This window comes from Comamonas terrae, from assembly GCF_001544075.1.
In the GTDB taxonomy this organism is placed as follows: Bacteria; Pseudomonadota; Gammaproteobacteria; order Burkholderiales; family Burkholderiaceae_C; genus Comamonas; species Comamonas terrae.
This window is the reverse complement of the sequence record NZ_BCNT01000006.1, coordinates 33,898-46,481: the sequence shown is the minus strand read 5'-3', so window position 1 is coordinate 46,481 and position 12,584 is coordinate 33,898. Positions and strand designations below refer to the sequence as shown.

Annotated in this window: 12 protein-coding genes; 8 read left to right on the top strand and 4 right to left on the bottom strand. The window is 69.7% G+C overall.

Going from position 1 to position 12,584, the window contains the following annotated elements; translation table 11 throughout:
• The gene (locus tag Cte04_RS10495) at positions 1–987 is read right to left on the bottom strand and encodes a tripartite tricarboxylate transporter substrate binding protein (protein ID WP_066477048.1); all 987 of its coding nucleotides are present in this window, start codon (positions 985–987) and stop codon (positions 1–3) included.
• 180 nt (positions 988–1,167) lie between these two features.
• On the opposite strand from Cte04_RS10495, the gene Cte04_RS10490 reads away from it, so the two are divergent.
• The gene (locus Cte04_RS10490) at positions 1,168–2,103 is read left to right on the top strand and encodes a LysR substrate-binding domain-containing protein (protein WP_066477045.1); all 936 of its coding nucleotides are present in this window, start codon (positions 1,168–1,170) and stop codon (positions 2,101–2,103) included.
• Between the two features lie 15 nt (positions 2,104–2,118).
• On the opposite strand, the gene Cte04_RS10485 is transcribed toward Cte04_RS10490, so the two are convergent.
• The gene (locus Cte04_RS10485) at positions 2,119–3,495 is read right to left on the bottom strand and encodes a chloride channel protein (RefSeq protein WP_066476350.1); all 1,377 of its coding nucleotides are present in this window, start codon (positions 3,493–3,495) and stop codon (positions 2,119–2,121) included.
• 162 nt (positions 3,496–3,657) lie between these two features.
• The gene (gene ertE, locus Cte04_RS10480) at positions 3,658–4,941 is read right to left on the bottom strand and encodes an N-carbamyl-l-glutamate amidohydrolase ErtE (protein ID WP_066476349.1); all 1,284 of its coding nucleotides are present in this window, start codon (positions 4,939–4,941) and stop codon (positions 3,658–3,660) included.
• 209 nt (positions 4,942–5,150) lie between these two features.
• On the opposite strand from ertE, the gene Cte04_RS10475 reads away from it, so the two are divergent.
• The 3 genes from Cte04_RS10475 to Cte04_RS10465 all read left to right on the top strand — a co-directional run bounded on the left by Cte04_RS10475 (position 5,151) and on the right by Cte04_RS10465 (position 7,642).
• Positions 5,151–5,618 carry a hypothetical protein gene (locus Cte04_RS10475; protein WP_157081936.1) on the top strand — a complete coding sequence of 156 codons (468 nt, stop codon included), beginning with the start codon at positions 5,151–5,153 and terminating at the stop codon, positions 5,616–5,618.
• A gap of 113 nt (positions 5,619–5,731) precedes the next feature.
• On the top strand, positions 5,732–6,964 hold the full coding sequence (locus tag Cte04_RS10470) for a DNA-binding protein (protein WP_066476344.1): 1,233 nt from the start codon (positions 5,732–5,734) through the stop codon (positions 6,962–6,964).
• 36 nt (positions 6,965–7,000) lie between these two features.
• The gene (locus tag Cte04_RS10465) at positions 7,001–7,642 is read left to right on the top strand and encodes a Vgb family protein (RefSeq protein ID WP_066476340.1); all 642 of its coding nucleotides are present in this window, start codon (positions 7,001–7,003) and stop codon (positions 7,640–7,642) included.
• A gap of 6 nt (positions 7,643–7,648) precedes the next feature.
• Here the strand turns inward: Cte04_RS10465 and Cte04_RS10460 are convergent, their stop codons facing one another.
• The gene (locus Cte04_RS10460) at positions 7,649–8,584 is read right to left on the bottom strand and encodes a LysR family transcriptional regulator (RefSeq protein ID WP_066477043.1); all 936 of its coding nucleotides are present in this window, start codon (positions 8,582–8,584) and stop codon (positions 7,649–7,651) included.
• Positions 8,585–8,751: 167 nt separating this feature from the next.
• Here Cte04_RS10460 and Cte04_RS10455 point away from each other — a divergent pair, with 167 nt between their 5' ends.
• The 4 genes from Cte04_RS10455 to Cte04_RS10440 all read left to right on the top strand — a co-directional run bounded on the left by Cte04_RS10455 (position 8,752) and on the right by Cte04_RS10440 (position 12,572).
• Entirely contained in the window at positions 8,752–9,462 is a 711-nt protein-coding gene (locus Cte04_RS10455; protein ID WP_066476337.1) for a pirin family protein, read from the top strand.
• 53 nt (positions 9,463–9,515) lie between these two features.
• Entirely contained in the window at positions 9,516–10,214 is a 699-nt protein-coding gene (locus Cte04_RS10450) for a hydrolase (protein ID WP_066476335.1), read from the top strand.
• A 39-nt stretch (positions 10,215–10,253) separates the two neighbouring features.
• Complete coding sequence (locus tag Cte04_RS10445; RefSeq protein ID WP_066476333.1) at positions 10,254–10,538, top strand: XapX domain-containing protein; 285 nt, start codon at positions 10,254–10,256, stop codon at positions 10,536–10,538.
• Positions 10,539–10,661: 123 nt separating this feature from the next.
• The gene (locus Cte04_RS10440) at positions 10,662–12,572 is read left to right on the top strand and encodes an amidohydrolase (RefSeq protein WP_066477038.1); all 1,911 of its coding nucleotides are present in this window, start codon (positions 10,662–10,664) and stop codon (positions 12,570–12,572) included.
• Positions 12,573–12,584: the final 12 nt, after the last annotated feature.

The window sequence follows — 12,584 nt, the reverse complement described above, 5'->3', positions numbered from 1 at the left end:
TCAACCCTTCATCAATTCACGGAGTTTGAGCTTGTCGATCAGCACGGTCTCCTTCTGGTAGACCGTGTTCACGTATTTTTCGTAGTCGGGGCCGTCCAGGTACATCACCGGCGCGTCGATCTTGTCGGTCACGGCCTTGAACTCGGGGCTGGCCACGGCCTGCCTGAAGGCTGCGCGCAGCTGGGCCAGGATGGCCGGGTCCACACCCTTGGGGGCGCCGATGCCGTTGGGCGCATCGACGACGACGTGGTAGCCCAGCTCCTTGAGCGTGGGCGTGTCCTTGAAGCGCGGCGGCCGCTGCTCGCCCCAGGTGGCCAGCAGGCGCAGCTTGCCGGCCTGCACATGCGGCGCCCACGAGCTGGAGTCGGCCAGCACGTCCACATGGCCGCCCAGCACGCCCGCCAGCGCCTCGGCACCGCCCTTGTAGGGCACCTGGTTGAGGCGGATGCCGGCCGCGCCGGCGAATTCCTCCATGCCCACGTGCGTGGCGCCGCCCACGCCGGCGTGGGCATAGGTCACCTGGCCGGGTCGGGCCTTGGCGGCATCGACCAGGTCCTGCAGCGTCCTGAACGGCGAGTCGGCCTTCACGGCGATGCCGAAGGTCTGGCCCGAGGTGCGGGCGATGTAGCTGAAATCCTTGCGCGGATCCGCCTGCAGCATGCCCAGCTGCGCGAAGCGCGTGACCGAGATCGGGATCTGGCCGATGGTGTAGCCGTCGGCCTTGGCCGAGGCCAGCGCCTTGGCGCCGATCATGCCCGAGGCGCCGGCGCGGTTCTCCACCACGATGCTCTGCCCCAGCACCTTGCCGGCCACGGTGCACAGCGCGCGCATCGACTGGTCGGCCGTACCGCCCGCGGGCCAGGGGCAGATGAAGACGATGGGGCGCTCGGGCCAGGCCTGGGCCCGCAGCGGGCCGGCGGCCGCCAGCGCGGCGGCGCCCAGCGTGGTGTAGAGAAAGTCGCGGCGGTTGGGGCGATCGAGGGGCATGCGTGTCTCCGTATTGTTCTCAGGCCCGGGGCCGTGGATGCCAAAGGCTGGTGCCGCCGGAAGCGGAAGGCCTGCGACAACCGGATTGCCCGATTCCTGGTGGTGCAGCCGCGATTGTTCAAAATAGCGCCATGACAATCCAATGAGAATGTGGACTGTCTTCATAACCAAGAGGTAATGATGAGCAAGATCGACCGCGTGCTGCGCAGCAACCTCAAGCTTCGCCATCTGCAACTGCTGGTGGCGCTCGACCAGTTCCGCCACGTGGGCCGGGCGGCCGAGTTCCTGTCGGTCACGCAGCCGGCGGTCTCCAAGACCCTGGCCGAGGTGGAGCGCATGCTGGACACGCCGCTGTTCGAGCGCGGCCCGCGCGGCACCGAGCCCACGGCCGCCGGCGTGAGCCTGGTGCGCTTTGCGCGCTCGGTGCTGGCGGGCTTCGAGCGCACGCGCGACGAGATCGCCGCCGAGGCCAGCGGCGCGCGCGGCCGCACCAGCGTGGGCGCCATGGTCGTGGCCACGCCGGTGCTGCTGGCCCCGGCGGTGGAGCGGCTCAAGGCGCGCTCGGCCCAGACCACGGTGCTGGTCGAGGAGGGCGACCTGACGCGTCTGCTGCCCAAGCTGCGCCTGGGCGAGCTGGACCTGTTCGTGGGCCGGCTGGAGCCCGGCTATGCCGCGCCCGACCTGGAAACCGAGGCCCTGTACGAAGACCCCATGGTGGCCGTGGTGCAGGCCGGCCATCCGCTGGCGCGCAAGCGCCAGGTGCGCTGGGCCGACATTGCCGGCCAGCCCTGCGTGATGCCGCCGCCCTGGGCGTCGCTGCGCGTGAAACTGGAGCAGCAGTTTTTCGCCCACGACCTGCATCCGCCGGCCGACATCGTGGAGTCGGCCTCGTTCCTGTCGCAGATCAGCTTCCTGCACCAGCGCGGCGCCGTGGCCTTCATGGCGCGCACGGTGGCGCGGCACTTCGCGCAGCAGGGGCTGCTGGCGGTGCTGAAGCTCACGGTGCCGGTGGAGCTGCCGCCCGTGGGCCTGATCACGCTGCGCGGCCAGCCGATGACGCCGGTGACCCAGGGGCTGCTGGAGTGCCTGCGCGACGTGGGTGGCTCCATTCGCTGAACGTTTCCGTCGCGCCTATTTCTGCTGCGGGACGCCCGGGGCGTGCGCAGGTTCGGGCGGGTCCTGTGTACTGGCCGGCCCGGGCAGGGCACTGGCCATGTGGTGGGCAAGCGTTTCGTACAGCGGGCGTGCCAGCATGCGCGAGATCAGGCTTGCCAGCATGGCGGACGCCATGAGGCTGAGCACCATGGCATGTCCGTCGACCATTTCCATGACGATGATGAAGGCGGTCAGGGGCGCCTGGGTCACCGCGGCCAGAAAGGCTGCCATGCCCATGGCGATCAGCGCGGGAGCAATGGAGTCCGAGCCCGTGAGCGTGGCCACGTTGTGGCCCACGCCCGCGCCGATGGACAGCGAGGGCGCGAAGATGCCGCCCGGCACCCCCACCCAGGCGGACAGCCAGGTGGCGACGAATTTCAGCGTCACGTAGAACGACGGCACATCGGCCTCGCCTGCCAGCATGTGCTTGACGGCTTCGGAGCCGGCGCCGAAGGTGGCGCCGCCCGTCACCAGTCCGATCACCGCGATCACCAGGGCGCCGCCTGCCGCAAAGCGCAGCGGAAAGCGCGCGCGCCAACGGTTCATGCGCTCCGCCGGGGAGGTCAGCGAGGCGGCCATCACCTTGGCGAACAGGCCGCCCAGCACGCCGGAGGCCAGGGCCACGCACAGGCCCGGCAGCAGGGCATTCCAGGTCAGGCTGGGCACGCGGATGCGGCCGAAGTAGCTCAGGTTGCCGAAGGCGGAGACGCCCATCAGGCCTGCGAGCACGATGGCGGCGATGATCAGGCCGCTGGAGCGCGACTCCAGCTTGCGCGACAGCTCTTCGATGGCAAACACCACGCCGGCCAGTGGCGCGTTGAAGGCCGCGGCAATGCCCGCCGCGCCGCCAGCCACCAGCAGCGCATGGCTGCTGATGCCCGAATGGGGGCCGAGCCAGCGGCGTGCGCTGTGCATCACGCCGGCCGCCACCTGAACCGACGGACCTTCGCGGCCGATCGACAGGCCCGCGGCAAAGCCCGCGCTGGCCAGCGCCATCTTGGAAAAGGACAGCCACAGGGATACGAAGCGGCTGCGCTGGTGTTCGCTCACGGCCGGGTCCAGCGTCACCATGACCTGGGGAATGCCGGAGCCGGCTGCACCTGGCGCCCAGCGCCGGGTGGCCCAGACCGCAGCCACCGTGATGGCCGGCAGCCACAGCAGCACGGCCCAGCCGCCTTGCCAGCGGTAGATGCGCTGGAACAGCTCGAAGCCCGCATCGGCCATCAGCGTGAATGCCACCACGCAAAGGCCGGCGGCCGCTGCATAGGCCAGCACGATGCTGCGGTCCAGCCAGCGCCTTCCGTCCCGGAGTTCCTGATGCAGGTTGTGGAGAAAGTCTGGCTCTTGGTGCATCGCGCAGTGGAACCGGCCGGGGCCGCGGGAAATGGCTGAAAGCTGCTATTGTGCGCCGTGCCGGAAAAGTGCCGGCTCAAGAGATTTACTGGTTCACCAGATTGCTCGCCTATCCGCCGGTTGGGCGGCGGCAGGAAGAACCGCTGCAAGCGGCATCTCTCTTCATGACAGGGCGGCCAGCTGTTCATCCAGCACGCGGACCGTCTGATACAGCACCCGGGTGCCGTCGAGCAGCTGTGCGGGCTCTATCCATTCTTCCGGTGCGTGGCTGCGTCCCTGCAGGCAGGGAATGAAGATCATGCCGATGGGGCCGGTGGCCGCCATGTAGACGGCGTCATGGCCTGCGCCGCTGGGCATGCGCATGCTGGCGTAGCCAAGCTGCCTGCAGGCCTGCTCTATGCCCTGCATCACCAGTTCCTGGCAGTCGGTGGGCTGGGAACGGCTTACCTCATGCATGTCGGCCTGCACGCGCAGGCCGGCCAGCGCGGGCCGGACCTCGGCAAACAGTTCCTCGGGAAAGGATGCCAGCACGCCGGCGTTGTCGCTGCGCACTTCCATCGTCATCTCGACCAGGCCGGGCACGGCATTGGAGGCGTTGGGCGTCAGCGACAGGCGCCCCACGGTGGCCACCACATAGTGCGGTTGGCCGGCCAGCGCCCAGGCCTTGCGGTTGGCTGCGCCGATGATGCAGGCGGCACCGGCCAGCGCGTCCTGACGGATGTCCATGGGCGTGGTGCCCGCATGGTCGGCCTGGCCGCGCACGGTGAACGCGACGCGGCGTATGCCCACGATGTTGGTGACCACGCCGATGGGCAGCTGGCTGCGCTCCAGCACCGGGCCCTGCTCGATGTGCAGTTCCACGAAGGCTGCCGTGCTGCCCTTGCCGCGCAGCGGGCCGATCAGGGCTTCGGGCCTGGCGCCGATGCGGCGCATCCCCTGCGCCAGCGTTTCGCCCTGCGGGTTCGTTGCGGCCAGCATGTCCGGGCCCAGCTTGCCCGAAATGGCGCGGCTGCCTATGCAGGAGATGCCGTAGTCGCTGGGCTCCTCGGAAAGAAAATCGATCACTTCGAACGGGTGCTGCAGCGCGATCCCGTTCTCGTGCAGCGTGTGTGCGACCTCGATGCCGGCCAGCACGCCGATGATGCCGTCGAAGCGGCCCCCCATCATCACGGTGTCGCAGTGCGAGCCCGTGACGATGGGCGCGCGCGGTGCGGCGCCCGCTGCCGCGGGCAGGCGGCCCACGAGGTTGCCGCCCTCATCCAGGCGGACCGCCATGCCGGCGTTACTGAATTCTTCGGCCAGCCAGCGGCGCGCCTGTTCGAATTCCGGCGAGAAGGCCCGGCGGGTCCAGGGTGCATCAGGCAGCGTGAAGGTGGAAAGTGTCTCGATGCGGCGCCACAGACGCTCTGCGTTCAGTGGAGGGAGGCCGGTGGTGTGAAGCGTCATGTTTGCGTATCCGTTGGCGCATGCGGCGATTTCCCGGGACGGGTGGCGTGCATGCAGATGCCCGGCTCCATGTGTCCAGGGAGAAGCGGGCCGGAGGATTTTAGGCACTGGCCTGCGGGAAAAACGCCGGAATATCCGTTTGCTGCACAAGCGGGTAATTCCCGGGTTTCCCGCTTTCCCTTGCCCCGTCCGGCCAAGCCGGAGTTTTCATGTCCGGCATGCAGGAGGGGAAGGCTGGCCGGGGTCAGGGTTTCTGCCCGGCGGCAGGAACCGGCTCCGGGACAATCGGCTTCCAATGCGGCCGAAGGAGCAGCGACATGACTTCCATCCCTCATTGGTCTTGCCGCATGAGCGTGCAGGACCCTGTGCTGGATGCCCAGCACATTGAGCTTCTGGAAATGTGCAGATCCATCCAGTCCGACCTGGAGCAGGGCGGCGCGCAGGGCTGGGCCTTCCAGCAGAGGCTGGATGAATTCGCCTTCCTGCTGCGCGAGCACGATTGCGCGGAAGCCAGCGCCTTGCGGCTGCGTGGCCAGGACCTGCCGCATGGCTTGCGCATGCAGCGTGCGCAGGCCTTGCGGGACATAGAGGCGCTGGCCGGACAAAGTCCGTCGCAGCCGTTTGATCCGGCCATGGCGCGACACATGCTGTGCCGCTGGATTCAGTACCATTTCTGAATTTCAAGGCAGGCCTGCATGGCGCAGGTGCCTGCCCCTTGTTGCCGGGGCCGCGCTTTCCAGGGCGGCCATTGTGAAGGGCTCTGCGGCATGGCGGATGTGGCGGTACTGGCATGGATTCCCTGATCGCGGCGGCGGCCCGCGCGCTGGCGGCCGGCGACCCGTTCGGCGCGCTGAACCGGATTGCCCTGCGCAGCGATGCACCGGCGCTCGCGCTGCGCGGCATCGCCATGGCGCAGCTGGGCGACCTGGAGCGGGCCAGGGCCCTGGTGCGCAGCGCGGCGCGCGCCTTTGGCGCCCGCGAGGCCGTGGCCCGCGCCCGCTGCGTGGTGGCCGAGGCCGAGATCGCGCTGGCCCAGCGCAACCTGGGCTGGCCGGCCCGCCGGCTGGATGCGGCGCGCGCCACGCTGCAGGCGCGCGGCGACCCGGTGAATGCCGCGCATGCGCGCTACCTGGAAATCCGGCACTGCCTGCTGGTGGGCCGCCTGGGCGAGGCCGAGCGCCTGCTCGAGGGACAGCAGCCGGCGCTGCTGCCGCCGATGCTGAGGACTGTCCACGAACTGGCCGTGGCGGGCATGGCCATGCGGCGGCTGGATACCGGGGCGGCGTGCACGGCGCTGGCCCAGGCCGCGCAGGCGGCAGGCAGCGCGGGCATTGCGGCGCTGGAGGTCGAGGTGGAGCGCGCCGCCGCGGCCCTGGACGCGCCCGCGGCGCGGCTGGTGCAGAAAGCGCAGGCCGGGCGCCTGCTGGCGCTGGGCGAGGTCGAGGCCCTGTTCGCCTCCGGCACGCTGGTGGTCGATGCCTGCCGCCATGCCGTGCGTGCGGGCGATGTGGTCGTGCCGCTGACGGGCCGGCCGGTGCTGTTTGCGCTGGCGCGCCTGCTGGCCGAGGCCTGGCCGGCCGATGTGTCGCGCGATGCGCTGGCGGCGCGGGTGTTCCGGGCCCGCGAGGCCGACGAGTCGTACCGCGCACGCCTGCGCGTCGAGCTGGGGCGGCTGCGCCGGCTGCTGCGGCCGCTGGCCGGCGTGCGCGCCACGGCGCAGGGCTTTGTGCTGGTGCCTCGCCATCAGCCTGTGGCCGTGCTGGCGCGGCCCGTGGAAACGGCCCAGGGCGCGGTGGATGGGGCGGTGCTGGCGCTGCTGTCCGATGGCGAGGCCTGGGCCAGCTCGGCCCTGGCGCTGGCGGTGGGCGCCAGCCAGCGTAGCGTGCAGAGAGCGCTGGACGCGCTGGCGGCCGGCGGCCTGGCGCAGCCCGTGGGACGCGGCCGTGCGCGCCGCTGGCTGAGCCAGCCCGTGCCGGGATTCACGACGACTTTGTTACTCCCCGCTGCGCTGCCGGGTGGCTAGCATGGACTGACCGAACGCAACTTTCAGGAGTCCCGCATGAAAGCATCCACCGCAGAAATCATCCGCGAGTACGGGCCGTTTGACGGCGTCACGCATGTGCATGGCGTGTCCTACGACGGCCGGCAGGTCTGGTTCGCCACCGGCGACCACATCCAGGCGCTCGATCCCGACAGCGGCCAGATCGTGCGCAGCCTCGACGTGCAGGGCCACGCGGGCACGGCCTTCGATGGCCGGCACCTGTTCCAGATCGCCGAGAACCGCATCCAGAAGATCGACCCGGCCACCAGCCGCGTGCTGGCCACCATCCCCGCGCCCGGCGGCGGCGGCGACTCGGGCCTGGCCTGGGCCGAGGGCTCGCTGTGGGTGGGGCAGTACCAGGAGCGCAAGATCCACCAGATCGACCCGGAGACGGGGGAGGTGCTGCGCACCATCGCCTCGAACCGCTTCGTCACCGGCGTCACCTGGGTGGACGGCGAGCTGTGGCACGGCACCTGGGAGGGCGAGCAGAGCGAGCTGCGGCACATCGACCCCGGCAGCGGCGCGGTGCTGGAGCGGCTGGAGATGCCCGCAGGGCTGGGCGTGTCGGGGCTGGAGTCCGACGGCGGAGAGCGCTTCTTCTGCGGCGGAGGGGCCAGTGGCAGGCTCCGGGCCGTGCGCCGGCCGGCGCGGGCGAAGTAGTCCGGCTCAGAGCGGCCGCACCAGCTCCGCCACGCCGGCCCAGGGTTCGCTGGCGAAGGCCTCGGCCAGGTGCTCGATCAGGGCCTGCACGCGCGCCGGGCGGTTGCGGCCCGGGGGCGTCAGGATGTGCAGCGCGATCGGGTCCACCTGCCAGTCCTCCATCACGGCCTCCAGCGCGCCGGTCTGCAGCGCCGGCCAGGCCAGGAAGGCCGGCTGCAGCGCCACGCCCAGGCCTGCCAGCAGCGCGGGCGTCAGCGCGTCGGCGTTGTTGGCCTGCATCTGCACCGCCATCGACTGCGTGAACTCGCCATGCCGCGCATGCTTGAAGCGCCAGTGCGTGCCGCTGCGCTGGTAGCTGTACTGCAGCGCCTTGTGGTGCGCCAGGTCGCTGGGGTGGCGGGGCCGGCCGTGGCGCGCGAAGTACTCCGGCGAGCCCACGAGCAGGATGCGCACCTTGCACAGCTGGCGCGCCAGCAGGCTGGAATCCACCATGGTGGCGATGCGCAGCGAAAGATCGAACCGGTCGCCGATCAGATCCACCTGCTGGTCGTTGAAGTGCACGTCCAGCTCCACGTCGGGGTGGGCCTGCAGAAAGCCGGGCAGCACCGGCGCCAGCCGCGCGAGGCCGAAGGACATGGGTGCGGACAGGCGGATCAGGCCGCGCAGGCTGGTGGACTGCTCTGCCACCTCGGCCTCGACGGCCTGGCCCTCCTCGAGGATGCGCGCGGCGCGCTCCAGCGCCGCGTGGCCATTGGCGGTCAGCGACAGGCGGCGTGAGGTGCGGTGGAACAGCGTGGTCTTCATGCGCGCTTCCAGCCGCGAGACGGCCTTGGACACAGTGGCCTGGGACAGCGAGAACTCGGCCGCGGTGCGCGCGAAGGAGCCGGTTTCCGCGACCTTGGCAAAGATAGCCCACGCTTCCAGGTCTGGCAGTTTGTTCATGGTGGCTATGGAGCAGAGATAGGGAGGACAGCCCGCAATATGCCAGCAGTCGGCATGGCGGCGCATGCCAAAAACGGAAAGGATGGAATTCCAGTCCTTGGCTTCTCAGCGTGATCTGCGGTTCCTAGACTGGCTCCATTGCATCAACGAGTCCGCAGGAGAACACCATGATCGAACGCCGTCCCCTGGAAAGCCTGGGCGCCGCCCACCATGGCTGGCTCGACGCCAGGCACCATTTTTCCTTTGCCGAATACCACGACCCCGAGCGTGTCCACTGGGGTGCGCTGCGGGTGTGGAACGACGACACCATCGCCCCCGGCTCGGGCTTTCCGCCGCACCCCCATGCCGACATGGAAATCATCACCTATGTGCGCGAAGGTGCCATCACCCACCGCGACAACCTGGGCAACCAGGGCCGTACGGTGGCCGGCGACGTGCAGGTGATGAGTGCGGGCACGGGTATCCGCCACTCCGAATACAACCTGGAACCCGGCGTCACTCGCATCTTCCAGATCTGGATCCTGCCCGACCGGCAGGGCGAGCGGCCGGCCTGGGGTACCAAGCCTTTCCCCAAGGACGACCGCGCCGGCCGCTTCGTGACGCTGGCCAGCGGCGCCGAAGGCGACGACGACGCGCTGCCGATCCGCGCCGACGCCCGCGTGCTGGGCGCCACGCTCAAGGCCGGCGAGAGCGCCGAATACCGGTTCGCCGAAGGCGACCGCTATGGCTACCTGGTGCTGGCCAAGGGCCGCGCCGAGGTCAATGGCGTGCCGCTGGATGCCCGCGACGGCGCCGCGGTGCATGCCGAGAAGAGCCTGCGCATCACCGCGAGCGAAGACGCCGAGATCGTGCTGGTCGATGCCGGCGCGGTGCATTGAGTTTTCTCCCCCGTTTCCTTCACCCACCCTTCACCACCCTCAAGGAGTTCACCATGCCCAAGAACCGCTACACCGAAGTTCTGACCCCCCAGAACAGCCAGATCATCTTCATCGACCAGCAGCCGCAGATGGCCTTCGGCGTGCAGTCCATCGACCGCCAGGTGCTGAAGAACAATGTCGTGGGCCTGGCCAAGGCGGCCAAGGCCTTCGGCATCCCGGCCACCATCACCACGGTCGAGACCGAGAGCTTCTCGGGCCACACCTATCCGGAGCTGCTGGCTGTCTTTCCCGAACACAAGCTGTTGGAGCGCAGCTCGATGAACTCCTGGGACGACCAGAACGTGCGCGACGCGCTGGCCGCGGGTGCCGCCCAGGGCCGCAAGAAGATCGTGGTCTCGGGCCTGTGGACCGAGGTCTGCAACACCACCTTCGCGCTCTCGTGCCTGCACGACACCGACTACGAGATCTACATGGTGGCCGACGCCTCGGGCGGCACCTCGCTGGATGCGCACAACTACGCCATGGACCGCATGGTGCAGGCCGGCGTGGTGCCCATGACCTGGCAGCAGGTGCTGCTGGAGTGGCAGCGCGACTGGGCGCGCCGCGGCACCTACGACGCGGTGATGGACATCGTGCGCGAGCACTCCGGCGCCTACGGCATGGGCGTGGACTATGCCTACACCATGGTGCACAAGGCGCCCGAGCGCGTGCAGCACGGCGAGACCGTCGGCCCCAACCCCGCCCAGGCCTGACCCCCCCGCGCCGCGGCCCCTCGCCACAGGAGTGACACCATGAAGCTCTACGCACTGTCCCTGGGAGCCGGCCTGCTGGTCGGCGTGGTCTACAGCCTGCTGCAGGTGCGCTCGCCCGCGCCGCCGCTGGTGGCCCTGGTGGGGCTGCTGGGCATCCTGGTGGGCGAGCAGATCATTCCTGTCGGCAAGCAGCTATTGCAGGGCACGGCCTTCAGCGCCGCCTGCGAGCAGGCCGAGGCCACCGAGCATGTGCTGGGCCAACTCCCCGGCAGGCCCGGCAGGCCCGGCTGCCAGAAGCCCGGCGCGGACCAGCGCCAGGGCTGACACCGGCCCCCACTTCAAGGAAACTGTCCCATGAGCACGCGCAGAAAAGTCCTGGGCTCTGCCGCCACCCTGGCCATGGGTGGCCTGCTGGGCTGCAGCATCCCCTCACGCCAAGGAGCCTCCATGACCGACCAAACGCCCGACGCCAAGCCCGACGCCATCTTCCATAACGGCCGGTTCACCACGCTGAACCGGGCCCAGCCCACGGCCACGGCCGTGGCCGTCAAGGACGGCCGCTTCATCGCCGTCGGCTCCGATGCCGAGGTGCTGGCCCTGGCCGGCAGCGGCACGCGCAGGATCGACCTGCAGCGCCGCAGCGTGCTGCCCGGTCTGTTCGACAACCACACCCATGTGGTGCGCGGCGGCCTCAACTTCAACCTCGAGCTGCGCTGGGACGGCGTGCGCTCGCTGGCCGATGCGCTCGACATGCTCAAGCGCCAGGTGGCTATGACCCCGGCGCCGCAATGGGTGCGCGTGGTCGGCGGCTTCACAGAGCACCAGTTCGTCGAGAAGCGCCTGCCCACCATCGACGAGATCAACGCCATCGCGCCCGACACGCCGGTGTTCCTGCTGCACCTGTACGACCGCGCCCTGCTCAACGCCGCCGCGCTGCGCGCCGTGGGCTACACCCGGGACACGCCCGCGCCGCCCGGCGGCGAGATCGTGCGCGACGCCAACGGCAACCCCACGGGCCTGCTGCTGGCCAAGCCCAACGCCACCATCCTCTATGCCACGCTGGCCAAGGGGCCCAAGCTGCCGCTGGACTACCAGGTCAACTCCACGCGCCACTTCATGCGCGAGCTCAACCGCCTGGGCGTGACCGGCGTGATCGACGCGGGCGGCGGCATGCAGAACTATCCCGAGGACTACGAGGTGATCCAGCAGCTGGCCGATGCCAACCAGATCACCGTGCGCCTGGCCTACAACCTGTTCACGCAAAAGCCCAAGGAAGAGAAGGCCGATTTCCTGAAGTGGACGTCCTCGGTCCAATACAAGCAGGGCGACGACTACTTCCGCCACAACGGCGCCGGCGAGATGCTGGTGTACTCGGCCGCCGACTTCGAGGACTTCCGCCAGCCGCGCCCCGACATGCCGCCCAGCATGGAGGGCGACCTGGAGGAAGTGGTGCGCGTGCTGGTGCAGAACCGCTGGCCCTGGCGCCTGCACGCGACCTATGACGAGACCATCAGCCGCGCGCTCGACGTATTCGAGAAGGTGCACCGCGACACGCCGCTGACCGGCCTGAACTGGTTCTTCGACCACGCCGAGACCATCTCCGACCGCTCCATCGACCGCATCGCGGCGCTGGGCGGCGGCGTTGCCGTGCAGCACCGCATGGCCTACCAGGGCGAGTACTTCAGCGAGCGCTACGGCGCGCGCGCCACCGAGGCCACGCCGCCCGTCAAGAAAATCCTCGAGCGCGGCGTGAAGACCTCGGCCGGCACCGACGCCACGCGCGTGGCCTCGTACAACCCCTGGGTGTCGCTGTCGTGGATGGTCACCGGCAAGACCGTGGGCGGCCTGCAGATGTACCCCGAGCGCAACCTGCTCGACCGCGAGACCGCGCTGCGCATGTGGACCGAGAACGTCGCCTGGTTCAGCAACGAGGAAGGCCGGCGCGGCCGCATCGAGGTCGGCCAGTTCGCCGACCTGATGGTGCCGAGCAAGGACTACTTCACCGTGCCCGAGGACGAGATCTCGTTCCTCACGTCCGAGCTCACCGTGGTCGGCGGCCGCGTGGTCTATGGTGCGGGCCCGTTCCAGCAGCACGACGACAACCCGCTGCCGCCCGCCATGCCCGACTGGTCGCCCGTGCGCCGCTTCGGCGGCTACGGCGCCTGGGGCGAGCCCGAGGGCGCGGGCAAGAACTCGCTCAACCCCGCCCGCTACCGCAGCCTGGCCGCGGCCTGCGGCTGTGGCACCCGCTGCGGCCTGCACGGCCACAGCCACGCCAGCGCCTGGGCGTCCAGCGTGCCGTCCTCCGATCCGAAGAGCTTCTTCGGTGCGCTGGGCTGCTCGTGCTGGATGGCCTGACGCAGGAGGTCC